Annotated in this window: 25 protein-coding genes and 1 other RNA gene; 10 read left to right on the top strand and 16 right to left on the bottom strand. The window is 60.9% G+C overall.

The window, feature by feature from the left end:
• Positions 1 to 32 precede the first annotated feature (32 nt).
• Genes algB through AC2LD7_RS04630 form a run of 3 tightly spaced genes read left to right on the top strand, consistent with a single transcriptional unit; the run spans position 33 to position 3,607 of the window.
• Positions 33 to 1,379: a sigma-54-dependent response regulator transcription factor AlgB gene (gene algB / locus AC2LD7_RS04640; RefSeq protein ID WP_484596684.1), complete on the top strand. Its 1,347-nt coding sequence runs from the start codon at positions 33 to 35 to the stop codon at positions 1,377 to 1,379.
• Entirely contained in the window at positions 1,376 to 3,163 is a 1,788-nt protein-coding gene (locus AC2LD7_RS04635; RefSeq protein ID WP_484596683.1) for a KinB sensor domain-containing domain, read from the top strand. Before algB ends, AC2LD7_RS04635 begins: the two co-directional genes overlap by 4 nt.
• A 36-nt stretch (positions 3,164 to 3,199) precedes the next feature.
• Entirely contained in the window at positions 3,200 to 3,607 is a 408-nt protein-coding gene (locus tag AC2LD7_RS04630; protein WP_484596682.1) for a DUF1330 domain-containing protein, read from the top strand.
• A gap of 9 nt (positions 3,608 to 3,616) precedes the next feature.
• On the opposite strand, the gene AC2LD7_RS04625 is transcribed toward AC2LD7_RS04630, so the two are convergent.
• From AC2LD7_RS04625 to AC2LD7_RS04605, 5 genes are all read right to left on the bottom strand, one after another.
• A complete protein-coding gene (locus AC2LD7_RS04625; RefSeq protein ID WP_484596681.1) occupies positions 3,617 to 4,393 on the bottom strand; it encodes an N-acetylmuramoyl-L-alanine amidase in 777 nt (258 codons plus the stop codon).
• Between the two features lie 159 nt (positions 4,394 to 4,552).
• Positions 4,553 to 6,370: a GGDEF domain-containing protein gene (locus AC2LD7_RS04620; protein WP_484596680.1), complete on the bottom strand. Its 1,818-nt coding sequence runs from the start codon at positions 6,368 to 6,370 to the stop codon at positions 4,553 to 4,555.
• Positions 6,367 to 7,236 (bottom strand): endonuclease/exonuclease/phosphatase family protein, encoded by an 870-nt coding sequence (locus AC2LD7_RS04615; protein WP_484596679.1) that lies wholly within the window; start codon positions 7,234 to 7,236, stop codon positions 6,367 to 6,369. Before AC2LD7_RS04615 ends, AC2LD7_RS04620 begins: the two co-directional genes overlap by 4 nt.
• 6 nt (positions 7,237 to 7,242) lie before the next feature.
• Positions 7,243 to 7,872 (bottom strand): thiol:disulfide interchange protein DsbA/DsbL, encoded by a 630-nt coding sequence (locus tag AC2LD7_RS04610; RefSeq protein ID WP_484596678.1) that lies wholly within the window; start codon positions 7,870 to 7,872, stop codon positions 7,243 to 7,245.
• A gap of 182 nt (positions 7,873 to 8,054) precedes the next feature.
• On the bottom strand, positions 8,055 to 8,687 hold the full coding sequence (locus AC2LD7_RS04605) for a c-type cytochrome (protein ID WP_484596677.1): 633 nt from the start codon (positions 8,685 to 8,687) through the stop codon (positions 8,055 to 8,057).
• A gap of 274 nt (positions 8,688 to 8,961) precedes the next feature.
• Here AC2LD7_RS04605 and yihA point away from each other — a divergent pair, with 274 nt between their 5' ends.
• Positions 8,962 to 9,615, top strand: coding sequence for a ribosome biogenesis GTP-binding protein YihA/YsxC (gene yihA / locus AC2LD7_RS04600; RefSeq protein WP_484596676.1), 654 nt, complete (start codon positions 8,962 to 8,964; stop codon positions 9,613 to 9,615).
• A 221-nt stretch (positions 9,616 to 9,836) separates the two neighbouring features.
• Here yihA and gcvP read toward each other — a convergent pair whose 3' ends face one another.
• The 9 genes from gcvP to AC2LD7_RS04555 all read right to left on the bottom strand — a co-directional run bounded on the left by gcvP (position 9,837) and on the right by AC2LD7_RS04555 (position 21,961).
• The gene (gene gcvP, locus AC2LD7_RS04595; RefSeq protein ID WP_484596675.1) at positions 9,837 to 12,713 is read right to left on the bottom strand and encodes an aminomethyl-transferring glycine dehydrogenase; all 2,877 of its coding nucleotides are present in this window, start codon (positions 12,711 to 12,713) and stop codon (positions 9,837 to 9,839) included.
• 234 nt (positions 12,714 to 12,947) lie between these two features.
• Entirely contained in the window at positions 12,948 to 13,337 is a 390-nt protein-coding gene (gene gcvH / locus AC2LD7_RS04590; RefSeq protein WP_484596674.1) for a glycine cleavage system protein GcvH, read from the bottom strand.
• 78 nt (positions 13,338 to 13,415) lie between these two features.
• Positions 13,416 to 14,498: a glycine cleavage system aminomethyltransferase GcvT gene (gene gcvT, locus AC2LD7_RS04585; RefSeq protein ID WP_484596673.1), complete on the bottom strand. Its 1,083-nt coding sequence runs from the start codon at positions 14,496 to 14,498 to the stop codon at positions 13,416 to 13,418.
• Positions 14,499 to 14,640: 142 nt separating this feature from the next.
• On the bottom strand, positions 14,641 to 16,257 hold the full coding sequence (locus tag AC2LD7_RS04580) for an ABC transporter permease (RefSeq protein ID WP_484596672.1): 1,617 nt from the start codon (positions 16,255 to 16,257) through the stop codon (positions 14,641 to 14,643).
• A gap of 176 nt (positions 16,258 to 16,433) precedes the next feature.
• Positions 16,434 to 17,435: an extracellular solute-binding protein gene (locus tag AC2LD7_RS04575; protein ID WP_484596671.1), complete on the bottom strand. Its 1,002-nt coding sequence runs from the start codon at positions 17,433 to 17,435 to the stop codon at positions 16,434 to 16,436.
• 108 nt (positions 17,436 to 17,543) lie between these two features.
• Positions 17,544 to 18,764 (bottom strand): 2-octaprenyl-3-methyl-6-methoxy-1,4-benzoquinol hydroxylase, encoded by a 1,221-nt coding sequence (locus tag AC2LD7_RS04570; RefSeq protein WP_484596670.1) that lies wholly within the window; start codon positions 18,762 to 18,764, stop codon positions 17,544 to 17,546.
• 114 nt (positions 18,765 to 18,878) lie between these two features.
• The gene (gene ubiH, locus AC2LD7_RS04565; protein WP_484596669.1) at positions 18,879 to 20,057 is read right to left on the bottom strand and encodes a 2-octaprenyl-6-methoxyphenyl hydroxylase; all 1,179 of its coding nucleotides are present in this window, start codon (positions 20,055 to 20,057) and stop codon (positions 18,879 to 18,881) included.
• Between the two features lie 3 nt (positions 20,058 to 20,060).
• Positions 20,061 to 21,392, bottom strand: a complete 1,332-nt coding sequence (gene pepP / locus AC2LD7_RS04560; RefSeq protein WP_484596668.1) for a Xaa-Pro aminopeptidase — start codon at positions 21,390 to 21,392, stop codon at positions 20,061 to 20,063.
• A 14-nt stretch (positions 21,393 to 21,406) separates the two neighbouring features.
• Positions 21,407 to 21,961, bottom strand: a complete 555-nt coding sequence (locus AC2LD7_RS04555) for a YecA/YgfB family protein (protein WP_484596667.1) — start codon at positions 21,959 to 21,961, stop codon at positions 21,407 to 21,409.
• A gap of 122 nt (positions 21,962 to 22,083) precedes the next feature.
• Here AC2LD7_RS04555 and AC2LD7_RS04550 point away from each other — a divergent pair, with 122 nt between their 5' ends.
• The 4 genes from AC2LD7_RS04550 (at position 22,084) to AC2LD7_RS04535 (ending at position 23,425) form a co-directional block, all read left to right on the top strand.
• Complete coding sequence (locus AC2LD7_RS04550; RefSeq protein WP_484596833.1) at positions 22,084 to 22,293, top strand: TIGR02449 family protein; 210 nt, start codon at positions 22,084 to 22,086, stop codon at positions 22,291 to 22,293.
• Entirely contained in the window at positions 22,290 to 22,604 is a 315-nt protein-coding gene (locus AC2LD7_RS04545) for a cell division protein ZapA (protein WP_484596666.1), read from the top strand. Before AC2LD7_RS04550 ends, AC2LD7_RS04545 begins: the two co-directional genes overlap by 4 nt.
• Positions 22,605 to 22,637: 33 nt before the next feature.
• Positions 22,638 to 22,816: non-coding RNA, 6S RNA (gene ssrS / locus AC2LD7_RS04540), on the top strand.
• 6 nt (positions 22,817 to 22,822) lie between these two features.
• Entirely contained in the window at positions 22,823 to 23,425 is a 603-nt protein-coding gene (locus AC2LD7_RS04535; RefSeq protein WP_484596665.1) for a 5-formyltetrahydrofolate cyclo-ligase, read from the top strand.
• A gap of 52 nt (positions 23,426 to 23,477) precedes the next feature.
• On the opposite strand, the gene AC2LD7_RS04530 is transcribed toward AC2LD7_RS04535, so the two are convergent.
• Positions 23,478 to 23,627, bottom strand: a complete 150-nt coding sequence (locus AC2LD7_RS04530) for a hypothetical protein (protein ID WP_484596664.1) — start codon at positions 23,625 to 23,627, stop codon at positions 23,478 to 23,480.
• Between the two features lie 194 nt (positions 23,628 to 23,821).
• Between AC2LD7_RS04530 and AC2LD7_RS04525 the strand changes: the two genes are divergently transcribed.
• Positions 23,822 to 24,271, top strand: coding sequence for an EVE domain-containing protein (locus AC2LD7_RS04525; RefSeq protein WP_484596663.1), 450 nt, complete (start codon positions 23,822 to 23,824; stop codon positions 24,269 to 24,271).
• Positions 24,272 to 24,311: 40 nt separating this feature from the next.
• Here the strand turns inward: AC2LD7_RS04525 and AC2LD7_RS04520 are convergent, their stop codons facing one another.
• Positions 24,312 to 24,680: a flagellar basal body-associated protein FliL gene (locus tag AC2LD7_RS04520; RefSeq protein WP_484596832.1), complete on the bottom strand. Its 369-nt coding sequence runs from the start codon at positions 24,678 to 24,680 to the stop codon at positions 24,312 to 24,314.
• A gap of 214 nt (positions 24,681 to 24,894) precedes the next feature.
• Between AC2LD7_RS04520 and AC2LD7_RS04515 the strand changes: the two genes are divergently transcribed.
• Positions 24,895 to 25,872: an NADPH:quinone oxidoreductase family protein gene (locus AC2LD7_RS04515; RefSeq protein WP_484596662.1), complete on the top strand. Its 978-nt coding sequence runs from the start codon at positions 24,895 to 24,897 to the stop codon at positions 25,870 to 25,872.
• The last annotated feature ends 57 nt before the right edge of the window (positions 25,873 to 25,929 follow it).

Here is a 25,929-nt window from a genome sequence, read left to right as displayed (position 1 = left end):
ACAAAGACAGTCTTTGCCTGATTGGAGCATTCATGGAACAAACGACCGACGCCGGTGGCCGCATCCTCCTGGTAGATGACGAGGCCGCGATACTGCGTACCTTTCGCTACTGTCTTGAAGATCGCGGCTACACAGTGGTAACGGCTGCCAGCGCCTCGCAGGCCGAAGCCATCCTGCAACGTCAGGTGTTCGACCTGTGCTTTCTGGATCTGCGCCTCGGCGAAGACAACGGCCTCGATGTCCTGCAGCAGATGCGCGTACTTGCGCCCTGGATGCGCGTAGTGATCGTTACCGCGCACTCGGCCGTGGACACTGCGGTCGACGCAATGCAGGCAGGCGCCGCGGACTATCTGGTCAAACCGTGCAGCCCCGAACAGCTGCGCTTATCGGCTGCCAAGCAACTGGAAGTTCGCCAGATGGCGGCACGCCTGGAAGCGCTGGAAGGCGAGGTGCAGAAACGCAGCGACGCACTGGGTTCGTATAGTCCGGCAATGATGGGCGTGCTGGAAACTGCCCGGCAGGTTGCCGACACCGACGCCAACATCCTCATCCTCGGCGAATCCGGTACCGGCAAGGGCGAGCTGGCACGGGCGATTCACAATTGGAGCCGGCGTGCGAAGAAAGCGTTCATCACCATCAACTGCCCGTCGCTGTCCGCGGACCTGATGGAGAGCGAGCTATTCGGTCACAATCGCGGCGCCTTCACCGGAGCCACCGAGAGCACACTGGGACGAGTCAACCAAGCCGACGGCGGCACTCTGTTTCTCGATGAGATCGGCGATTTTCCCTTGGCTTTGCAGCCTAAGTTGCTCCGATTCATTCAGGACAAAGAATACGAACGAGTCGGTGATCCGGTCACACGACGTGCCGATGTACGCATCCTTGCGGCGACCAATCTGAATCTCGAAGAAATGGTGCGCGAAGGCCGCTTTCGGGAAGATCTGCTCTACCGCCTGAATGTCATCACCCTCAATCTGCCGCCAATGCGTGAGCGTCCGGAAGATGTCGTGACCCTGGCCGAGCGCTTCCTGGCCTTCTTCGTCAAGAGTTACGGCCGCCCGGCCCGCGGATTCAGCGACAGCGCCATCGGGGCATTGAAAGCCTATCGCTGGCCCGGAAACGTGCGCGAACTGCGCAACGTGGTCGAGCGAGCGAGCATCATCTGCCCGCAGGAAATGATCGAAGTCAGCCATCTCGGATTGGCCGACCAGACAGTCAGCAACGCCCCGCGTATCGGCGAGCCGCTTAGCCTGGAGGCTCTGGAGAAAGCGCATATATCCGGCGTGCTGAGCACCAGCGACACCCTCGAACAAGCCGCCCGGATTCTTGGTATCGACGCCTCGACGCTGTACCGAAAGCGCAAGCAATACGGCCTATGAAACTCCAAATGAAGCTGAGAACCCGTCTATTTCTGGGCTTCTCCGCATTGATGACCGTAGCGCTGCTGGGGTTGGTGTTGGCGCTGGTCAGCGTGGTGCAGATGGCTCAGAGCCAGGAGAAGCTGATCCGCGACAACTTCGGCGTCATCGAGGTTAACCAGCAACTACGCCAGGCACTGAGTAATCATCTGCTTCTGCTGATGCGCGAGGATCGCGACAGCGCGGCGTTCAGCGAATCCCGTGGCGCGTTCCAGACCGCGCTGTCGCAAGGATTGTCCGAGGCGTCCGAGGAACATGACCGGCAGGCGTACCAGGCGATCGGCGACGCTTACGCCAGCTTCATCAACGAGCTGGAAGCCCCATCCAGCTTGAACTGGACACTGCTCGAAGACAACGCCTTGAGCCAGTCCTTCAACCGCGTGCGCGAGTTGATGGTCGATATGCAACAGAGCGCTTATGACCAGATCCGCGACACCGAGATTCGCAGCCGTGAGCGGGCCCAGCTGCTTGCCGGGCTGCTCGGCCTGACCGGCATTGCAGTACTGTTGATCGGCTTCGTCACGGCACACAGTTTCGCCCGCCGCTTCGGTGATCCTATCGAGCAACTGTCCAGCGTCGCCGACCAGATCGGCCGCGGTGATTTCAATATCAGCCTACCCGCCTCGCCCATCGCCGAGCTGTCCTCGCTGATTCGCCGCTTCGGTCTGATGTCGCAGGCGCTGCATCAGTTCAAGCAGACCAATGTCGAGGCGCTGGTCAATGGCCAGCAGCGCCTGCAAGCCCTGCTCGACAGTATCGACGACGGCCTGCTGATCATCGACCGCCAAGGTCGGCTGGAGCACGCCAACCCCGTGGCACAGCGGCAGCTGGCGTGGGAAAGCGAACATCTCGGCTCGACGCTCGGCCAGGCGCTTGGCTACCCCGAACTGGACGAGGCGGCCCAGCAAGTTCTCGACGACAGGCCATTGTCCGGGCCGCCGGAGGATTTGGTGATCGAGGCGGACGGTGAGCGGCGTTTATTGTCGTGGCGCATGAGCCCGGTTAACCACCATGACGGGCGCATCAGCGGTGCTGTGATGGTGCTTCACGATGTCACCGACCAGCGCACCTTCGAGCGCGTGCGTAACGAATTCGTCCTACGCGCATCGCATGAACTACGCACGCCGGTGACCGGCATGCAGATGGCGTTCAGCCTGTTGCGCGAACGCACCCATTACCCCGAAAACAGCCGTGAGGCCGACCTGTTCAGCACCGTGCATGAAGAAATGCGGCGCCTGGTCACGCTGATCAACGACCTGCTGAATTTCTCGCGCTATCAGAGCGGTCAGCAAAAGCTGGAACTGGTGCCCTGTGACTCTACAGAGCTGCTTAAGGACGCCCGTAATCGCTTTCAGGCTGTTGCCGCGCAAAACGAAATCGAGATCAAGCTGGAGCTGCAGTCTCCACTGCCCAACCTGCTACTGGATCGGCAGCAGATGGAAAGGGTGCTCGACAACCTACTCAGCAACGCACTGCGACATACACCGGACGGCGGCGAGATCCGCCTGCTGGCCAGACATCACGGCGAACGGGTGATTCTCAGTGTCGAGGACAATGGTGAGGGCATTCCTTACAGCCAGCAGGCGCGAATCTTCGAGCCGTTCGTGCAGATCGGCCGCCGCCGCGGCGGTGCAGGACTGGGCTTAGCCTTATGCAAGGAGATTGCCCAGCTACATGGTGGTCGTATCGGCGTGCATTCGCGAATCGGCCACGGCACCATCTTCTATATTGCGCTGCCGATTTGAGCCAGGCAGGCCTTGAAGAACAACAAGGAGCCGTCCATGTCCAGTCTCAACCCCAGCCCGCAGCAACTGGAGCGGTTCGCCGCGCAGATGCCAGCCGGCGAGCCGATCCTCATGCTCAACCTGCTGCGTTTCAACAGAGAAGCAGCCTACCCGCTCGGTAGCGGCCAAGCGCCATGCAGCGGCGAGGAAGCCTACGCTCGTTACAGCCGCACCGCGCTATACAAAGTGCGGGCCGCCGGGGGCGACGTTCAACTGATGGCCGAAGCTCAGGTTGCATTGATCGCACCGGAGCAGGAGCGCTGGGATGAAATGCTGTTGGTGCGCTATCCCTCGCCGGAAGCCTTCCTGGCGATGCTGGCGGACCCGGAATACCGCGCGGCGACCATCCACCGTACCGCCGCGTTGGCCGACTCGCGGCTGATCGGCTGTAGCCCTCGCGCCTGACAGCTCGCGTTAACGTTCCGCTCCCAGCACGGCGAGGAGCGCTGCGGTTTCGGCATCGGGTTCGCCATCGAAGCGTGTCGGGCGGTATTTCATCTGGAATGCCGCGATGACATTGCGGGTTTCCAGATCAAGGTGGCCGTGCTCCGGCACCTTGTAGCCCTGCCTGACGAGCTGCGCCTGGAACCAAGCGACGTCCGGCAGCTCCCGCGCGAACAGGCTGCGCTGATGGGCGACCGCGCCGGCATCCGGCCAGGACATCAGGCCTGCATCAGCCAAACGCTTCCAGGGAAACAGCGGGCCGGGATCGACCTTGCGCTGCGGAGCAATATCGCTGTGGCCAACGATGGCGCCGGGCTTCAACCCGTGACGCTGCATGATGTCCTTGAGCAACACGATCAGCGCATCGATCTGCTCCTCGGAATAGGGATACCAGAGCCGCCCCCTCTCGTCTTCGATATAGCCGCGATTGACCAGCTCGATGCCGATAGAGCTGGAGTTGAGCCAGGTGCGGCCGTCCCATTGGCTCTCGCCGGCATGCCAGGCGCGGCGATCCTCGTCCACCAGCCGGTAGATGGTCGCTGGCGATTCATCGATTAGGTAATGACTGCTGACGCCGTCGCCCTTGAGGATTTCCAGCGAGCGCTGCAGGTCACTGGAGGTGTAATGCAGAACGATGAACTGCGCCCGGCTGTCCTGACCCAACGATGTATGGCTGGTATCGATCCGCGGACCGCTGGCGCAACCAGCCAGCGACAGGGCAATCGTGAACAGAATCGAAGCTTTCATCGGCACCTCTGGTCGACAGCGAAATGACGCAGACTGGCGGCATCTTGGGACCGGTCACTGCGCGCGGCACGTAGCGGCCAGCAGAACAGCGCCGACATGGCGGAGCTGGAAGAAGAGAGAATTATACCCAGGCGGCCTGGAGGGTCCCAGACCGATTGGTCAGCCCGCTTCGATACAGTTGCGTCCGGCACCCTTGGCCCGGTAAAGCGCTCGGTCGGCGCGCTCGAACACCCGCTCGGCATCATCGCTCTCGGCGAAGCCTGCGAGGCCGCCCGACAGGGTCACCTGAATACGCGCGCCCTTGAAGTGGAACGGACAATTTTCAATGCCCGAGCGCAGGCTTTCGATGAGCTGCTGCCCGGCATCGAGCGGCGTCTGGGGGAGCAGCAGCGCGAACTCCTCGCCACCGAAACGGGCAATGAAATCGGTCTTGCGCAGTCTTTTGCGCAGCTCGTTGGCGATGATTTTCAACACACGGTCACCGGCAAGATGGCCGAAGCTGTCGTTGATTCGCTTGAAGTGGTCGACATCGAGCACCGCCAGAAGCAGCTGTCCACCGTAGCGTTGCTGGCGCGCCACTTCCATGCCCAGCCGTTCGTCCCAGGCCGCACGATTAGGGAGCTCGGTGAGCGGGTCCCGTAATGCCTTTTGTCGCTGCGCTTCGAGGTGCTCGCGCATCTCGGTGGCGGCCTGTTCAAGGCTCGCAACCCGCTCGACCAGAGTGCCCAGCCGCTCGCTAACCAGTTTCTCATGCTCGCCGCGCTGCTGTTCATAGGCGCCGACGGTTTGCAGCAGACCATCGAGTCGCGCCTGGACCGCCTGCTTCAAGCTCGGCAGATCCTCGGCCTCCCGCATACTGACCTGCAGCCCATCGACCTGCTGGCGCAGCTCGTCATCCAACGCCTGTGCGGTTTCCTGGCTTTGCGTATGGCCTTCATGAGCCGCGCAAAGGCTGTCGTGCATGGTCGCCAGACGTTCGTTGAGTAGCTTCAGGTAGCTTTCGAATTCACTCTGTCCCTGATTGGCTACCGCAATCAGTAGCTGCGCCAGATCATCCAGGACGGGCACCAGCTCATACCAGTTCAGACCATGTTGTATGCGCTCGCGCAGCGACACCGCCTGCGGCTGTTGGTGCTCCAGCAGTTGTAGATCGTCAAGCAAGTGGAACAGAGTTGACTCCACTCGCTCGGCAATGGCGCTGTAAGCCACTTCCGGCGATGCGGGCAGCAAATAGCGATTCGCTTCGTCGACACCAGCCGCAACTACCGCAGCGTATGTCTCTTCGCTCTGTACGCTAACGGCCTCGCCGTCCAACCTGTCATCCGTAACCGCTTCGGGTTGCCGGAGCGACACAGCACCGGCTGTTTCCATGATTTCTGGCAAAGCTGTCGGAACGGTGTCGAACACTGTCTGCGAAGCCACCGCGCCGGTGTCGGGGATGCTATCTGCGCTGCGTTCACGCTGGCCGAACAACCGGCCCAGCAACCCCACCGAGTTCGGAGCACCCGCCATCTGCAGGGTTAATGCCCGATCCTGAAGCTCGCCCAGCTCACCAAGCAGAGCGGGCAGTTCACGCGGCTGCGCGGCCCGCTCGTTGAGCTGTCGGGCAAAGGATTTCAGAGGCTTGCGGACCTCACTGGGCAGCGGTAACGCCAGCAACTGCGTCGCCAGCCGGTGCAGCGCCTGGGTAAGGCGTTCGAGGCGATCCTTTTTGCTTCTTTCGGTATCTAGCACCGCACGTTCGAGGCGCGGTACCAGCGCCCCTAGGCGGTCGTCCAGATCGTCATCGCGCAAGACTTCCCGCAATTCGCGCATGCACTGCTCAACGGCCGGATCGGCGCCGTCCATGGCGAAGCTGCTACGCACGAGGCTGCGTCGCAATAGATCCAAGCGCGTATTCCAGCGGACCTCGAGCAGTTCCTGCTGCTCCAGCGAACTGAGGTATTTGTCCTTCCAGCGTTGCGCTTCGTCGTTCATGCCGGACCGTCCGCTGGTACTGGCAGCGCATCGCCATGCAGCGAGTCGGGCAACCGAATCTCCACGGCCACCGGCAAGTGATCCGAGGTGGCCTGTGCCAACACATCGACGCGCTCGAGCGTCAGGCTGGAACTCAGCAGTATGTGATCCAGACAGCGCTGCGGACGCCAGCTGGGGAACGTCGCCTCGATCTGCGGAGCCTGGAGACCGAGATCACGCAGCGGCGAATGCTCCAGCAAATCGCTGGCGTGGGTATTCATGTCGCCCATCAGGATCTGGTGACGATAGCCGCCGATCAACTCACGGATGTAGGCCAATTGGCGTGTTCTTGCGCCACCGCCGAGCGCCAGATGCATGACCACGACCACCAACGCATCCTCGCCTTCACCGAACCGCAGCAGGATGGCGCCGCGACCGGATGGGCCGGGCAGCGGATGGTCTTCCAGGCCCTGCGGCTCGAGACGGCTGAGCACACCATTGCTGTGCTGGGCGAAGCGGCCAAGATTGCGGTTCAGCTGCTGGTACCAGTACGGAAACGCCCCGAGCTGAGCGAGATGTTCCACCTGGTTGATATAGCCGGAACGCATGCTGCCGCCGTCGGCCTCCTGCAGCGCCACCAGGTCATAATTACCGAGCAACTCACCAATGCGCTGCAGGTTCCCAGCTCGGCCCGGATGGGGCAGCAGATGCTGCCAGCTGCGAGTGAGGTAGTGATGGTAGCGCTCGGTGCTGATACCCACTTGGATATTGAAACTGAGCAGGCGCAACCGGCCGTCGCAGGGAAGTCCGCTGGCATCCAGACAGAGCGGATTGACACGGGCCTGGCCGGGTCCGGCCAGGCGTGGTGAGCTCCAGCGGCGTAGCATTGGCGCTTACTGCGCTGCGCGTTCTTTTTCGATGAGGAAGTCAGCGACTTCCAGCGCGCGCTGCGGGCCACCTGCGGAACCGATGTCGAAACGGTACTTGCCGTTGACGATCATCACCGGTACGCCGGTGATCTGATAAGCCATCGCCAGCTTCTTGGCCTGCTCGGCACGGCTCTTCACACCGAACGAGTTATAGGCTTTCAAGAATGCGTCCTGGTCGACGCCCTGTCCCGCGAGGAACTCGGCCATCTTTTCCGGCGTGTCCAGCTTGTTGCCGTCGCGGTGATAGGCATTGAACACCGCGTCGTGAACCTGCTGCTCGACGTTCATGGATTCCAGCGCGAGGAACATCTGGCCGTGGACGTTCCAGACACCCCCGAACATGGCCGGGATACGTTTGAAATTGACGTCGTCAGGCAGTTGCTTGATCCAAGGATTGATGATCGGCTCGAACTGGTAGCAATGCGGGCAGCCATACCAGAACAGCTCGACCACCTCGATCTTGCCAGGCTCGGCTACCGGTACGGGATTACTCAGCTCGACATACTCTTTGCCCGCCTGGAATTCCGCCGCATGAGCCGACAAGCCGAACAGGCTGGCGGTAACGAGTACGGCACTGAGAACGAGTTTACGCATGGTGACTCCCTTGGCTTTGAACGGCTGACCGATAGCGCCACAGGCTGCAGCAAAACACCCCTGCTCGCCAGCGCTTTTCGCCGCTTTTCAATATCTTGACAATTATTCTAGCGGTGCAAAAAACGAAAAAGGGCGTCCAGGTTATGACCTGAACGCCCTTTTTCGACTGAGAGCCGTTGCTGTCAGTGCAGACCCTGAATGTAGCTCGACAAGGCTTCGATATCTTTGTTACTCAGCTTGGACGCGACGGTACGCATAATCATCGCATCGCCATCGTTGGTGCGGGTGCCTTCGCGGAAATTGGTCAGCTGCTTGGCCGTGTAAGCAGCGTGTTGACCACCCAGCTGCGGGAAGCCGGCCAGGTCATTGCCGACGCCATTCGGCGCATGGCAGCCGGTACATGCCGGCATCCCCAGATCGAGCTTGCCACCGCGGAACAGTTTTTCGCCCTGAGCGACCAATGCCGGATCGGCCATGCCGACAGTCATCTTCTGACTGGCGAAGTAGGCGGCGATATCGGCGAGGTCCTGATCGCTGAAGGGATCGAGGATACCGGTCATTTCAAGCACCTTGCGGCCGACACCAGGTTCCGCGGTAGGGCTGCTACCCGCCTTGATGTCTTGCAGCTGCTTGAACAGATAGCGCTCGCCCTGACCTGCCAGTTTGGGGAAGTTCGGTGCGGCACTGTTGCCATCGGCACCGTGGCATGCGCCACAGACTGCAACCTTCTCCTGACCGGCTTCGGCATTTCCAGCGGCGTGGGCCATACCGGTGATGCCAAGGGTCAACAGCAGACTCACGAGTACTTTGTTCATCAGCTCATCCAACTACGGCTAAGGGTTTAAAGAAGAAATCTTATTCGGCAAGTCGACCGCTTGGGTCGTGACAATGCTCATTAATAGTGGCATGCGGCACCCATACCGAACAGGGCGCGCAATCTGCTGATCGACTTCAGATTGACGTCGACGAGACTGCTGCGCGAAGCTCGTTTTAGAGCAAAGCGCACACAAAATCTGCGGCATTATATACTTGTGATCTTGAAACGGAAATGAACCATTGCCGCACCCCCGCGCACTCACCGGAACGTCCATGCTCCCCAAAAACCCGATTCTCGGCCTCTGCCAGCAAGCCACTTTCATGACCAGCGCCGCCAAGGTCGACCAATGTCCGGCAGACGAGGGCCTGGAAGTCGCCTTTGCCGGGCGCTCCAATGCGGGCAAGTCCAGCGCGCTGAATACCCTGACCCACGCGAGCCTCGCCCGCACCTCCAAGACGCCGGGGCGTACCCAGTTGCTCAACTTCTTCCGCCTCGATGACCATCACCGTCTGGTAGATCTTCCCGGCTACGGCTATGCCAAAGTGCCGATCCCTCTGAAGCAGCACTGGCAACGCCATTTGGAAGCTTATCTAAGCAGCCGTGAAAGCCTTGCCGGCGTGTTTCTGATGATGGATATCCGTCATCCGCTGACCGAGTTCGATCGAATGATGCTCGATTGGTCCAACGCCAGCGAAATGCCGCTGCATATTCTACTGACCAAGTCCGACAAGCTCGCCTTCGGCGCTGCGAAGAACGCCTTGCTGGCAATCCAGCGGGACATCCGCAAGGGTTGGGGGGATGGCGTCAGCGTGCAGCTGTTTTCGGCACCGAAACGTCAGGGCGTAGAAGAAGCACAGCTGGTACTGGCGCAAATGCTGGCGATGGTTGGCGAAGACACTGACGAAACCGACGACGAACAGTCGTAAGACCGACCCCGCCGGCAAATACCAAACCGCCCGCTCTGCCTTTCTGAGCAAAGCGGGCGGTTAGCACCGTAGGGTGGGCTTCAGCCCACCGCGGCAAAGCACCGGCCTTGTCATTGGTGGGCTGAAGCGGAACGCCGCCCGGCCCACCCTACATTCGACCCGCACAGGAAGCTGAAGCCGCATTCGCTTTAATCTCTCCAGCGTTTTTATCGTCTTCCGCTTTAACTCCGATACTCCTCGACCGGTACGCAGGCGCAGAACAGGTTGCGATCGCCGAACACGTTGTCGACCCGGTTCACCGCCGGCCAGTACTTGTGCGCCTGAGTGTGAGCGCTCGGCGTGACGGCTTCGGCGATGCTGTAGGGGCGATCCCAGAGGTTGGTCACATCGGCCAGCGTATGCGGCGCCCGCACCAGCGGGTTGTCTTCCGCCGGCCAACCACCATCCTGCACCTTGGCAATCTCCGCCCGAATGCTCAGCATCGCCTCGACGAAGCGGTCCAGCTCAGCTTTCGATTCGCTTTCGGTGGGTTCGATCATCAACGTGCCGGGCACCGGAAAGGACATGGTCGGAGCGTGGAAACCATAGTCGATGAGGCGCTTGGCCACATCCTCCTCAGTGATGCCGGTCTGCGCTTTGAGCGGCCGCAAATCGATGATGCATTCATGCGCCACGCGCCCGTTTCGGCCGCTGTAGAGCACCGGGAAGGCATCACCCAGACGCATTGCCAGATAGTTCGCGCTGAGGATCGCGACCTCGGTAGCGTCGCGCAGCTGCGGCCCCATCATGGCGATGTACATCCAGCTGATCGGCAGGATGCTCGCGCTGCCCCAAGGCGCCGCGCTGACCGCGCCGTTCTGCGGATTCGGCCCCTGCAGCTCGATCACCGGATGGTTGGAAACGAAAGGTGCCAGGTGCGCCTTGATGCCGATCGGACCCATGCCCGGGCCGCCGCCACCATGAGGAATACAGAACGTCTTGTGCAGATTCATGTGCGAAACGTCGGCACCGATATCAGCGGGCCGCGCCAAGCCGACCTGGGCATTGAGGTTGGCCCCATCCATGTAGACCTGACCACCCTGGGCGTGTATCGCTTCGCATATTTCGCGAACGCCTTCTTCGTAGACGCCATGGGTCGATGGATAAGTGATCATCAGACAGGAAAGCTTGTCACCGGCTTCGGCGGCCTTGCGCTTGAGATCTTCCAGATCGACGTTACCTGCCTTGTCGCAGTCGACGATAACCACGCGCATGCTGACCATCTGCGCCGAAGCCGGGTTGGTGCCGTGCGCCGAAGAAGGGATCAGGCAGATATCCCGCTGTCCTTCGCCGCGGCTCTCATGGTATTTGCGGATGGCTACCAGGCCGGCGTATTCGCCCTGAGCGCCGGAGTTCGGCTGCATCGAGATCGCATCGAAGCCGGTGATGGTACAAAGCCAGGCTTCCAACTCCTCGATCATCAGCTTGTAGCCTTGGGCCTGCTCGCGCGGGGCGAATGGGTGCAGATTGGCGAATTCCGGCCAGGTGATGGGGATCATCTCGCTGGTGGCGTTGAGCTTCATGGTGCAAGAACCGAGCGGGATCATTGCCTGGTTCAGCGCCAGATCCTTGTTCTCCAGCTGCTTGAGATAGCGCAGCATCTCGGTTTCGCTGTGATGAGTATTGAACACCGGATGCGTCAGGTATTCGCTGCTGCGCTGCAATCCGGCCGGGATGCCACTGGCTATCTCGCCGGCATCCAGCTTGGCTACGTCCAGCTTGTGATCGGCGCCGAGGAAAACGGCAAGCAGTTGCTCGACCGTTGCCTCACTGCAAGTCTCGTCGAGACTGACACCGAGCTTGCCGCGACCGAGGATGCGCAGGTTGATTCGCGCCGCCTGGGCACTTTCGAGGATCGCCGTCTGCGCACCGCCCACCTCGAGAGTCAGGGTGTCGAAGAAATGCATGTTGAGTCGCTGGATACCGTTTTGCTCCAGCGCGCCAGCCAGAATAGAGGTCAGCCGATGGGTGCGCTGAGCGATGCGCTTGAGCCCCTCGGGGCCGTGGTATACGGCATAGCAGCTCGCGATATTGGCCAGCAGCACCTGCGCGGTGCAGATGTTGGAGTTGGCCTTCTCACGGCGAATGTGCTGCTCGCGGGTCTGCAGTGCCATGCGCAACGCGGTATTGCCGCGGGCATCCTTGGATACGCCGATGATGCGGCCCGGCATGGCGCGCTTGAATTCGTCACGCGTAGCGAAGTAGGCCGCATGCGGGCCACCGTAACCCATCGGCACGCCGAAGCGCTGGGTCGAACCCAGTACTACGTCAGCACCCAGTTCACCCGGCGGAGTCAAGAGCAACAGGCTGAGCAGATCGGCCGCGACACAGGCTAACGCCTGCTTGGCGTGCAGTTGCTCAATGGCCGGACGCAGATCGCGGATTTCGCCGTGGGTATCCGGGTATTGCAGCAGCGCACCGAAGACATCCTGCCCGTCGATATCCTCGATCACGCCGACCACCAGCTCGAAGCCAAAGGCTTCGGCACGGGTCTGCATCACGGAGAGCGTCTGTGGATGACAGTTTTCGTCGACGAAAAAACGGTTGCTCTTGTTCTTCGCCATACGCCGGGCCAGGGTCATGGCCTCGGCGGCGGCGGTCGCCTCGTCGAGTAACGATGCGTTGGCCAGATCGAGGCCAGTCAGGTCGATGGTCAGTTGCTGGAAGTTCAGCAGCGCCTCCAAACGACCCTGGGCGATTTCAGGCTGATACGGGGTGTAGGCGGTATACCAGCCCGGATTTTCCAGCACGTTGCGCAAGATCACTGGCGGGGTGATGGTGCCGTGATAGCCCATGCCGATCAGGCTGGTCCAAAGCTGGTTCTGTTCGGCGTAGCTGCGTAGTCGCGCCAGCGCGCCCTGCTCATCCAGCGCGGCCGGCAGTGACAGCTCGCCTTGCAGACGGATCGCCGGCGGCACGGTCTGCTCAACCAGTTGCTCACGGCTGGACAGGCCGAGCGCGTCTAGCATGGCCTGCTGTTCAGCCGCATCGGGGCCGAGATGACGACGCAGGAATGCATCGGGTTGCTGGAGCTGGGAAAGGCGCGGCACTTGAGACATGACTGCTACTCTCGAAAAAAGGAAAGCCCGACGTCGCGGGTAAATGCTGCTCGCTTAAGCGGCGAAGACTGAGGCGCGCCTCTGCCTTTCAGGCGGATCCGCGGTGTGCATTCGCCACGGGGGCGTGCCTCCTACAGATCGGGATTACCCGCTGCTTTGTGAAGGCCCGGCTTGGGGCAAATGCGCTTAAGTGAAACAGCATCGCGGCACGCGGTGCTCTTTGTTAGGAAACGCTTAGGCTTCGGCGTTGCTGGAGGCCTTGTAGCCGTCCGCATCGAGCAGCTTGTCCAGTTCCGAGGCGTCGCTCGGCTGAAGGCGAAAGAACCAACTGCCATAGGGCTCGCCGTTGACCATTTCAGGCGAGTCTGAGAGTTGCTCATTGACGGCCACCACTTCCCCGGAAATCGGTGCGTAGATGTCCGAAGCGGCTTTCACCGACTCCACTACACCCGCCTGCTGGCCGGCGGTGAGCTGCTGGCCGATCTCAGGCAACTCTACATAAACCACGTCGCCCAACGCTTCCTGGGCGTGATCGGAAATGCCGACGCTGACGCTACCGTCCGCTTCGAGGCGGGCCCACTCGTGGCTGGCGGCGTAACGCAGATCGCTGGGAATGTCGCTCATTCGTAAGTCCTCAAAAAAGCTGTCGGTTTGCGGCTCTAAGCAGGCTCAGCGGCCCGGTGCTGAAGCAGTCGGCCGAATTTACACCAGTACTTTGCCGTGACGCACGAAAGTCGGCTGCACCACACGTACGGGATACCATTTACCGCGAATCTCCACTTCCGCACGGTCGCCCGCTCCAGCAGGAACACGCGCGAGCGCAATGGATTTTCCAAGGGTAGGCGAAAAACTGCCGCTGGTGATCTCACCCTCACCAGCACCGTTAACGCGAACCACCTGATGTGCGCGAAGTACACCGCGCTCTTCCAGCACCAAGCCGACCAGTTTCGGCAGATCACTTTTGGCCTTCTCCGCTTCCAGCGCGGCGCGACCGATGAAGTCACGGTCAGCCGGCTCCCAGGCAACGGTCCAACCCATGTTCGCCTGCAACGGCGAAACCTCTTCGGTCATGTCCTGGCCATACAAGTTCAGCCCGGCTTCCAAGCGCAGGGTATCGCGCGCGCCCAGCCCGATCGGCGAAATGCCGGCACCGACCAATTCGCTGAGAAAGTCCTGTGCCTGATCAGCCGGGAGGATGATTTCCAGCCCATCCTCGCCGGTATAGCCGGTACGGCCGATGAACCAGTCACCGGCGGCCCTGCCCTGGAACGGCTTGAGTTCTTGAATCAGCTCAGCCCTGGACTGAGCAACCAGCTCCGCCGTTCTGGCTCGTGCTTGCGGTCCCTGGATGGCGAGCATTGCCAGCTCAGGCCGTTCCTTGACCTCGACGGAAAAACCTTCGGCCTGCGTCTGCATCCAGGCCAGATCCTTGTCGCGGGTGCTGGCATTGACTACCAGGCGATAACCCCAGTCGGTCAGATAGACGATGAGATCATCGATCACCCCACCGCGCTCGTTGAGCATGGCGGTGTAAAGCGCTTTACCCACCTGCCCAAGGCGGCTCACGTCATTGGCGAGCAGGCGCTGGAGATAGGCCTGGGCGTCAGTGCCAGCGATGTCGACGACGGTCATGTGGGAGACGTCGAAAACCCCACAATCACGTCGCACCTGATGATGTTCTTCTACCTGAGAGCCGTAATGCAGCGGCATGTCCCAGCCGCCGAAATCAACCATCTTGGCGCCGAGTGCGAGGTGCTGATCATAGAGGGGAGTACGCTGACCCATGGGTTTCTCCTTCCGGGCAGGTCGCCGAAGCGGCGTGGGTGAAGCTTATTAGAGCCGGGCAAATAGGCCCGACGATTTTTGAATGGCGCGCATTGTAGCCCCAAGGTTGTGACAGGTCACGGTGAGGCGATGGAGTGGGCGGTCAACCGATCCGCCGGGCTGAGCGTCGGATCAGCAGGATCACCGGCAACAGCCCGACCAGCACCAGCGTCAACGCTGGCAGCGCTGCACGCGCCCATTCGCCCTCGCTGGTCATCTCGAAGATTCGTACCGACAGCGTGTCCCAGCCGAACGGCCGCATCAGCAGCGTTGCTGGCATTTCCTTCAGCACATCGACGAATACCAGCAAGGCGGCACTCAGCGTGCCGGGCAACAGCAGCGGCAGATAGACCCGGAAGAACAGCGCAGGCCCGCCAACGCCGAGACTGCGTGACGCCTGCGGCAACGACGGACGAATTCGCGCCAGAGCGCTTTCCAGCGGCCCGAACGCCACCGCCATGAAGCGAATCAGATAGGCCAGCAGCAACGCACCGAGACTACCCAGGAGGATCGGCTTGCCGGCACCGCCGATCCAACCTGAGAACGGAATGACCAACTCCCGATCGAGATAGCTGAACGCAAGCATGATCGACACTGCCAGCACCGACCCCGGCAACGCATAACCAAGATTCGCCAGCCCCACTGCCGTCTTCACCGAGCGTACCGGCGCCTGTCGCCGAGCAAAGGCCAGCAGCAGTGCGACCGCGACCGTGATCAATGCAGCGATCCCGCCCAGGTAGAGCGTGTGCAAAATAAGTCCGGCATAGCGCTCATCAAGATCGAAGCGTCCGCGTTGCCAAAGCCAGACCAGCAGCTGCAACATCGGAATAACGAAGGCGCAGAGTAATACCAGACCACACCAGCTGCTGGCAGCAACGGCTTTGAAACCGCGCAGTCGATAGAGCGCAGCCGATCGCGCCCGGTCATTGGCGGGCCTGGCTGCACCGCGCGCGCGCCGCTCGCCATAAAGCACCAGCATCACCGCCAGCAACAACAGGCTGGCCAGCTGAGTCGCGCTGGTCAGGCTGAAGAAGCCGTACCAGGTCTTGTAGATTGCGGTGGTAAAGGTATCGAAATTGAATACCGCGACGGCACCGAAGTCGGCCAGCGTCTCCATCAACGCCAGCGCCAGGCCGGCACCGATGGCCGGTCTCGCCATCGGCAGCGCCACGCTCCAGAACGCCTTCCACGGCGACTGGCCGAGAACTCGCGCCGCTTCCATCAACCCCTTGCCCTGAGCAATGAATGCCGAGCGTGCGAGCAGATAGACGTAGGGGTAGAACACCAACACCAGAACGACGATCACGCCGCCCGTAGAGCGGACCCGCGGAAAACGAATCCCGCTGCCGAACCACTCCCGCGCCAACGTCTGCACCGGGCCGGCAAAATCCAGCAGACCGATGAAGACGAACGCCAGCACATACGCCGGAATTGCGAAGGGCAGCATCAACGCCCAATCCAACCAGCGCCGCCCTGGAAATTCACACAGGGCGGTCAGCCAGGCCAAGCTGACTCCCAGTACGATCACGCCGACGCCGACACCCAGCACCAGCGTCAGCGTATTGCTCAGCAAACGCGGCATCTGGGTTTCCCAGAGGTGCGACCAGATACTGGTATCGATGTCGTTCCAGCTGAACAACAGGACGCTCAGCGGCAGCAGTACCAGCGCGGCGACTGCGAAAGTGATGGGATACCAGCGGCGCTCGACGGGGTGGGACACGCAGACCTCGGAAGCAGAAAAACAACGCCCCCGGCAAGCGGGGGCGTCGAGTATATCGGTACTGGAAGCTGGAAGCTGGAAGCTGGAAGCTGGAAGCTGGAAGCTGGAAGCTGGAAGCAAGCTTGCAGCGATTCGCTGTTGCCTGCCAGGCTCATGGCTTCAAGCTTGTGGCTGCCTTACCTCCAGCCCGCGCGATCCATCAGCATGATCGCCTCGGCCTGCCGTTCACCGGCAACCTCTACCGGAATGGTGTCAGCCTTGAAGTCGCCCCATGCAGCCACTTCGGCAGACGGATTCACATCCGGATTTGCCGGAAACTCCATATTGGAGTCGGCGAAGATGCTCTGCGCCTCCGCAGTCGTCATCCACTCGACCAGTTTCTGCGCGGCTTCGGGGTGCGGCGCATGCTTGGTCAGACCGATACCGGAGAGATTGACGTGAACGCCACGGTCTTCCTGGTTCGGCCAGAATAGCTTGGCTTTCAGATCCGGATCCTGTGCATGCAGGCGTCCGAAATAGTAGCTATTGACGATGCCTACATCGCACTGCCCCGCGTCGACCGCCTGAATCACGGCGTTGTCGTCGGCAAAGACGTCGGTAGCCAGGTTGTTCACCCACCCCTTGATGATCTCCTCGGTTTTCTCGGCGCCGTGGGTTTCGATCAGGGTGGCGGTCAGCGACTGATTGTAGACCTTCTTGCTGGTACGCAGGCACAGGCGGCCTTCCCAGTTCTTGTCGGCCAATGCTTCGTAAGTACTCAGCTCGCCTTGCTCGACGCGCTCGGGGGAGTAGACGATGGTCCGCGCGCGCAACGACAAGCCGGTCCAGGCGTCGGTGGAAGAGCGGTACTGAGCGGGAATGTTGTCTTTCACTACCTGGGAATTCATCGGCTGCAGAATGCCCATTTCCTCGGCCTGCCAGAGGTTGCCGCCATCCACCGTCAGTAGCAGATCCGCTGGGGTGTTTTCGCCTTCAGCCTTGATACGGGCCATCAGCGGCGCTTCCTTGTCGGTAATGAACTTCACGTTCACGCCCGTCTTGGCCGTGTAGGCATCGAAAACGGGCTTGATCAGCTCGTCGATCCGGGAGGAATAGACCACCACTTCATCGGCAGCTTGTACAGCGCTCGACAGCGCGGTGAGCGCCAGAGCGGCGAGTAAACCTTTGCTTGCCTGCATGGATCAGCCTCTTATAAATTCGTGAAAGAGGCCAAATAGTAGTGAATGTCATTTAGTTTCTCAACGCGGCATTATCGTCGACTACGATGACTACCTGCTGATCCGCTGTCAGAGCCGCGCCAGATCCGGTAGATCACCGCTCAATCCCAACGCCTGCCGCACGAACATCGCCTTCGCTTCGGGTAGCGCCTGCACACCCTTCAGGCCGGCGTTGCGCAACCAGCGCAGCGGCAGCGGATCGGCTTGGAACAAGCGCTCGAAACCTTCCATTGCGGCCATCATGGCCAGGTTATGCGGCATCCTCCGACGCTCGAAGCGCCCGAGCACACGTGGATCGCCGAGTTGCGCACCGCGAGCGGACGCCGCGAGCAGGACTTCGGCGAGTACCGCAGCGTCCAACAACCCGAGATTTACGCCCTGCCCTGCCAATGGATGAATGGTGTGTGCGGCATCGCCGATCAATGCCAGGCCCGACTTCACATAGCGCTTGGCATGCCGCTGACGCAACGGGATGGATAGGCGCGGATCGGCTTCCAGCACCTCGCCCAGACGGTATTCGAAGGCCCGCCCAAGCGCTTGGCGAAACGCGACATCATTCAATGCCATCAGGCGCTGCGCCTCGTCCTCGGTGACCGACCAGACGATCGAACACCAATGGTCATCGCCTTCGCGCTGCAACGGTAGGAACGCCAGCGGGCCGTCATCGGTAAAGCGTTGCCAGGCCGTCTGCTGATTTGGCTCGGCGCAACGCACACTGGTCACGATGGCGTGATGCAGGTAATCCCATTCGCGGGTTTCGCAGCCAGCCAGATGGCGCACCATGGAATTGGCGCCGTCGGCCGCAATCAGCAAACGAGTACTCAGCTCCTGTCCATCGGCCAACGTCAGGGTCCAGCCGCTTTCATCCTCGCGCAGGTGTTCGAGGCGGGTACCGGCAATCAATTCGACCACGTCACGAGCTTTCAAAGCGTCCAGCAGGGCGTCCTGGACCACACGATTCTCGACGATGTGGCCAAGCACCTCCGCATGCACCGACGCCGCAGAGAAATGAACATGCCCGGTACCGGAGCCGTCCCATACGTGCATATCGGTGTAAGGACTAGCCCGACGATCGACGATGCCCGACCAAGCACCGACGCGCTCGAGAATCCGCTGGCTCGCGGCGGACAGCGCACTGACGCGCGGTTCGAACGGATCGGCGAGCGCAAAGGCCTGGCTTTCCAACGGGCCGGCGTCGATCAGCTTGATAGTCAGCCCGGAATTCTCCAGCGCCAGTGCCAGCGTGCTACCGACCATTCCGGCGCCAACAATGATGAGGTCCGCTTGCATCACTTCTCTCCTGCTTGCCGGGCCTGCGGCTTGCGGCGGATGTAGAGGGTCTTGCTTATCCGCGCGACCAAACGTGCTGAACATTACGCATGCTGCATGCCAGGATTCGCAAGCTCAGCGCTCGCGCGTACCCAACCCCATCGCCTGCCGTGCAAACCATTTCTTCGCGGGCGGCAATAGATCCAGCGCAAGCAGACCGAGATTACGCCCGGCAATGGCCAGACGCCCCGAATCACCGAACAGCTGGGTCAGCTGATCGGAAAAGCCCACTGTGAGCCGTTGATCCGAACGCTGGCGCCTGTGGTAACTCTGCAACACGCTCAGATCGCCCAGCCGGGTCGAATTGCTCAACAGCATCGCGGCAAGCGCCTCAGTGTCTCGCAGCGACAGGTTGTAACCTTGCCCGGCGATAGGGTGCAAACTGTGGGCGGCATTGCCGAGCACGACCAGACCGGAGCGAACCTGCTCGTCGGCCTCGATCAGCATCAGCGGATAAAGATGCCGCGCCCCAACCTGCTGGAACCCACCGAGACGATAGCCGAAAGCCTGCTGCAGCTCGTCAAGAAATTCAGATTCGGGGAGCGCGACTAGGCGCGCCGCGTCCTGCGCCGGGCGCGTCCAGACCAATGCGCAGCGATTGTCCTGCAGCGGCAGCAGCGCCATCGGCCCATCGTCGGTGAAGCGCTCGAAGGCCTGGCCGCCATGGGGTTTACCCGGCGTCACGTTGGCGATCAGCGCCGACTGATCATAGGGGGTGCGCTTGATCTCTATGCCAAGTTGCTCGCGCAACGCGGATCGACCGCCATCGGCTAGCACCGCAAGCTCGCAGTCGAGCTGATGGCCATCGGTCAGGGTCAGCTGATAACCGCCTGCCAACGGCCGCATACGTTCGACCTCGGCGGGGCAATGCCGAACCACGACCTCATCATCCAGTGCCTGCCACAGGCAATGGCCGATCCAGGCGTTCTCCACCACATACCCCAATGCCGGCACCTGCTCGGTTTTGGCGTCGAGCCGGGTCGCGCCCACGCGGCCGCGGTCGGAAACATGAATATGGGTGATGGGCTCGGCGCGCTGAGCAATTTGCTCCCAGACGCCCAATCGCTGATAAATCAGCCGGGTGCCGTAGGATAGTGCTGTAGAGCGCGCATCGTAGCTTGGCTGGTATGCATTGCCCGGTTCGAACGGCTCGATCAGTTCGATAGTCCAGCCGTGCTCCTTGGCACCCTTCTGCAGAGCCAGCGCCAGACTGGCGCCGACCAACCCGCCACCGATGATCGACAGCGTGCTCATGGCTCAGGCCACCTCGTGGGCGGCTGCCATCAATGCCTCGATATCACTGACCGCTTTGGGCACGCCGCATGTAAGGATTTCACAGCCGCTCCTGGTCACCACTACATCATCCTCGATGCGCACACCGATGCCGCGCCATTTCTTCGCCACGTCCTGGTTGTCGACAGCGATATAGATGCCCGGCTCGACGGTCATCGCCATACCGGGCTCGAGCACCCGCCATTCGCCACCGACCTTGTAATCGCCGACGTCATGTACATCCATGCCCAGCCAGTGACCGGCACGATGCATATAGAACGGTTTGTACGCGTCTGCAGCAATGAGCTCGGCAACATCGCCCTTGAGCAGGCCCAACTCGACGAGCCCGGTCGTGATGACCTGCACCGTCGCTTCGTGCGCTTCGTTCCAGTGTTTGCCCGGCGCGATATGCTTGAAGGCTTCTTCGTTGGCCTTGAGCACCAATTCGTAGATGGCTTTCTGCTCGGGCGAGAAGCGGCCGTTGACCGGGAATGTCCGAGTGATATCGCTGGCATAGCAATCGATCTCGCAACCAGCGTCGATCAGGACCAGATCGCCATCCTTGAGCGGCGCGTCGTTCTCGCGGTAATGCAGAATGCAGGCATTCCGGCCAGCCGCGACGATCGAGCCGTACGCCGGCATCTTCGCGCCGCCCTTGCGGAATTCGTAATCCAGCTCCGCCTCCAAATGATATTCGTACAGCCCGGTACGGCTGGCCTGCATGGCGCGAATATGAGCGCGGGCGGAGATTTCCGCCGCATGCTTCATCACCTTCACTTCGTTGGCCGATTTGTACAAGCGCAGGTCGTGCAACAGGTGATCGAGGGCAACGAACTCGTTCGGTGGCTGGGCGCCCTGACGGGCCTTGGAACGGATGGTGTTGATCCACTCCATCAACCGGTGATCGAACTCCTGGTTACTGCCGATGGCGTAGTAAACGCGTGAGCGCCCCTCGATCAGACCGGGAAGAATGTCGTCGATATCCCCGATGGGGAAGGCATCGTCAGCGCCGTATTCCGTGATGGCGCCGTCCTGGCCCGCTCGCAGCCCATCCCACAGCTCGCGGGCCGGATCGCGTTCACGGCAGAACAGCACATATTCGCCGTGCTCGCGGCCGGGAATCAGCGCAATCACCGCTTCGGGCTCGGGGAAACCGGAGAGGTACTGGAAATCACTGTCCTGGCGGTAGATGTGCTCGACATCGCGGTTGCGGATGTACATCGGCGCCGCCGGCAGAATCGCGATGCTGTTGGGCTCCATCTCCGCCATCAGCGCCTTGCGTCGACGGGCGTATTCAGATTTCGGAATGCGGCTCATGGGCAGACGGGTCCTCAATGCAGGGAGGGCTTGGGTGTCGGCGGTACCGGCTTGGTGCACTCGGTGAACAGCAGCAATGGTGCGACACGCAGGTATTCCATGACCTCCATGTAATCGCTTTCGCCGTCCTCGGACTCGTCCAGAGCGTCCTGTATCTGCGCGATCGCGGCCAGGTCCTGCAACACTTCCATCGCCTCGCTGCTCAGCGCGCGATCACCGGCGACCAGACCGAAGCCGGTGAGGAAACTCTGGCACCACTGGCCCAGAGCGAGCGCGCGCTCGGTCAGCGGTGCATCGTCGGAGGGCAACAGCAATACAATGGCGATATCGTCGCCGGCGAGTTCGCCTTTGACCATCTCCTGCAGGCCGACAAGCGCCTGCCGAACCGATTCCTCTGGGGCGGCGCCGAGCAGCTCGGCGGCATCGACCAACCAGGGTTCGGCATCGAAACCGGCGCCCGCGCAACTGCGTCCAAGCAAAAGGCCGTGAAGCTCGGCGGGTGTGACGGGTTGGGCACTGCTGGCCAGCAATGTGGCGAAAGCAGCATACGGCGAGTTCTGAATGGGCATTGGCAGCTAGGCGCACGGAGGCGCTAATGTCTAGAATGAAGGCCTTGTATCCTAGCATCGGCGCACGAGCCAAACCATCGAAGCCGGATCACCTAACGCTCGCGCCACTTACCGGGAATCCCATGGAAGACGCCGACCTGCAATTGCTGACCGCCAAGCTGGAAGAGCTGATTCAGCGCATCGAGCAACTCAAGGCGCAGAATCGCTTGCTGCTTCACAGCGAGCAGGCATGGCGTGAGGAGCGCGCTCATCTGATTGAAAAGAACGAAATGGCACGGGTGAAGGTCGAATCAATGATTTCGCGCCTGAAAGCCCTGGAGCAGGACTCATGACCCAGCCGAACACCGTTACCGTGCACATCATGGACAAGGAATATTGCATTTCCTGCCCACCCGAAGAACGCAGCAACCTTGAGGGCGCCGCGCATTACCTGGATCGCAAGATGCGCGAGATTCGTAGTAGCGGAAAAGTCATCGGCGCCGACCGCGTCGCGGTAATGGCCGCGCTCAATATCACGCACGAACTGCTGCACAAGCATGATCGCCTGGACGCCGAGGCCAACAGTGCCCGTGCGCACGTGCGCAGCTTGCTGGAGCGGGTCGACAGCGCCCTGGCCACTGATCCAAACTCTTCTGGCAACTGATGAACGGCAGGCAGATTGCGTTATAATCCCGCCCACTCCCTGGCATGTTCGCCAGTCGGCGATGACCCTCTCCCGATAAGCAATACCATGGAGGCTACACGTAGTGCCGGTGTGCATGTCCGCCTGACGGAAAGCCTTAAGGTACTCTGTAGTCGCCACCTTGAACTCTCGGGTTCAAGGGCCTACGCGGGCAGCGGCATGCTGGGGAGCCTGATTCAATGATCGTAGCCGAGGGCCTTTCTCGCCCGGTGCTGCGGCGTCAGTTGCGGCAAGCTCGCCGCCACCTCTCTCCTACCCAGCAACACCAAGCGGCGAAAGCACTTTATCGACAGCTGGCTCAGCATCCGCTGTTTCGCCGCGCCAGGCACATTGCCCTATACCTACCCAATGATGGCGAAATAGACCCGCGTCCTTTGCTGCTGGAAGCGCAACGACGCGGCAAGGCAACCTATTTGCCGGTACTCAACGCTTGGCCACGTACGCGGATGGTGTTCCAGCGAATCATGCCGAACGAGCAATTGAAGCTGAACCGCTTCGGTATCGCCGAGCCGGTCTTTCGCTCCGCGCGGCAGCGACCGATCTGGACGCTCGACTTGGTGCTAATGCCACTGGTGGGATTTGACGAATACGGCGGTCGCCTGGGTATGGGCGGGGGTTTTTACGATCGCAGCCTGGCGTACCGCAGCAGGCGCAAAAAAGGTCACAAACCGACCCTTTTGGGGCTCGCCCATGAATGTCAGAAGGTTGATCGTCTGCCGCTGGCAACCTGGGACGTGAGCCTGCAAGCTACGGTGACGGATCGGGACTGGTATGGGAAGTGAGGCGGGAGAATGAGAGGCGGTGTGGCGGCCGCATCCATGCGGCTTTAGCTGGTCAGCGCTGAAGCTGTTGCGAGTGACTGATCGGAACCATCGACGAGACATCACTCGAACGCTCCCATAACCCCTGGGTATAGCCCGTGGTTACTACGCCGAGACCAAAAATCAGCACCAGGACCCAAAGAATATCAGGCTTGCGTTTCATAATTTCGCCTCCCCCTGCAAGGCGAACAGTTTAATGTCGAGTCCGTATCGTTTTCGTTTTCCAGACTCGACAATGCCAACCTCAAGCGCGGCATTCTCCGCCATGCCTCGGTACAGCGCAAACGAGCGTCATGACCGGTTGTCGGGGAATTTGCATTCGAGAACCCTTTCAAGCAATAACAATGAGCAAAGAGCATGCCGTACTGGCTGATGAAATCCGAACCCGACGAATTTTCCATCCAGAACCTGCAGCAACTCGGCACGGGACGCTGGGACGGCGTGCGCAATTACCAGGCCCGCAACTTTTTGCGCTCAATGGCAGAAGGGGACCCGTTCTTCTTCTATCACTCCAGCTGTGCGACGCCAGGCATCGCCGGAATCGGCAGGATCACGCGAGCCGCCTATCCGGACCCCACCGCACTCGAACCCAACAGTCCTTATTTCGACGCCAAGGCCAGCGAAACGAAAAACCCCTGGAGTGCGGTCGACGTAGGCTTCGTCGAGCGCTTCTCCTCCACGCTGGCGCTACCGCAGCTCAAGCTGGAGCCGGCCCTGGCGCAACTGCCGCTGGCGCAGAAAGGCAGCCGACTCTCTGTAATGCCGGTTAGCGAAAGCGAGTGGCACGCCATTCTGGCCATGCGATGACTTAGCCGGACTTAGCCGGACTTGCCGCTGCGCCGCCGTGCTATTGGATAATCAGATTATTGAATAGCAGGTCGTCCACCAGGGGCTCGCCTTCTTCTTGGATGAGCACTGTCTGCACCTGCTTGAGCGCTTCCTGCCGAAGCGCTTCCTTGGCCTCGACAGTACCCAGGCTGGCGTCCGTCTGCTGTGAAAACAGCGACACCAGTTGATTGCGAATCAAGGGTTCGTGATGTTTGACCTTCGCCTCCGCCTCGCTGCCGCTAACGCGTAGCGCGATATCCGCCTTGTAGTACTTCAGCCGGCCATCCGAACCGTAATTACCAACAAGCGCGGGTACCAGCGCGAAATAGATGGTCTTCGCCGCCGCCGCGTCGGCTTCGGATGTTTCGGCCAAGGCCGGCAGCGTCATGCCAATAGCCAGACAAAAGAAAAGAATGCGTGTCACGGGGCAACTCCAGGATAAACAGCGATCAGCATAACCAGTGCCAGGCACGGACCCAAGCCCGGCCTTATGTATTGCCATCAGGACAGACCATGCTCGTTGCGCCGGGTGGGTAGCCTTCTAGACTGACGGATAAAGCGGCCACGGCCTCATTCCCTTGATAACGACAAAAGGAAACCTGATGAAAGCTGTCCTGTGCAAAGAATTCGGCCCGGCCGAAAAACTCGTCATCGAAGAAGTCGATAGCCCGCAAATCAAGAAGGGCGACGTACTGCTCGATGTGCATGCTGCCGGCGTCAACTTTCCAGACACGCTAATGATCGAAGGCAAGTATCAATTCAAGCCGCCTTTCCCATTCTCGCCGGGCGGCGAGGCTGCTGGCGTGGTTGCCGCGGTCGGCGAGAAAATTACCCACCTCAAGGTTGGCGACCGGGTGATGGGCCTGACTGGCTGGGGCAGCTTCGCCGAACAGGTCATCGTGCCGGGGCATAACGTAATGCCGATTCCTCAGGAGATGGATTTCGAAACCGCCGCCGCATTCAGCATGACTTACGGCACTTCGATGCATGCATTGAAGCAGCGCGCCAACCTGCAACCCGGCGAAACCCTATTGGTACTTGGCGCGTCCGGCGGCGTTGGGCTGGCGGCAGTGGAAATCGGCAAGGCTATGGGTGCCAAGGTAATTGCCGCAGCCTCCACTGCGGAGAAGCTAGCCGTCGCGAAAAACGCAGGCGCTGACGAGCTGATCAATTACACCGAAACGAGCGTCAAGGAACGCCTAAAGGAACTCACGGACGGCCAGGGCGTTGACGTGATCTACGATCCGGTGGGCGGCCAGCTGTTCGAAGAGGCGTTCCGCAGCATTGCCTGGAACGGGCGCATGCTGGTGGTCGGTTTCGCTGCTGGCGACATCCCTTCGCTGCCAGCGAATTTGCCACTGCTCAAGGGTGCTTCGCTGGTGGGTGTGTTCTGGGGCGCCTTTGCGCAACGTCAGCCGCACGATAACGCCGCCAACTTCAAGCAGCTATTCGCCTGGCATGCCGAAGGCAAACTCAAACCGCTGGTATCACAGACTTTCGCCCTCGAACAGGCCGCTGAAGCGATCAATACGCTGGGTCAGCGCAAGGCCGTAGGTAAGCTGGTCGTCAAGGTGCGCTAACGAGCTGGAAGCTGGAAGCTGGAAGCTGGAAGCTGGAAGCTGGAAGCTGGAAGCTGG

This window comes from Stutzerimonas sp., assembly GCF_982611455.1.
This window is presented reverse-complemented; position numbering and strand designations above follow the sequence as displayed.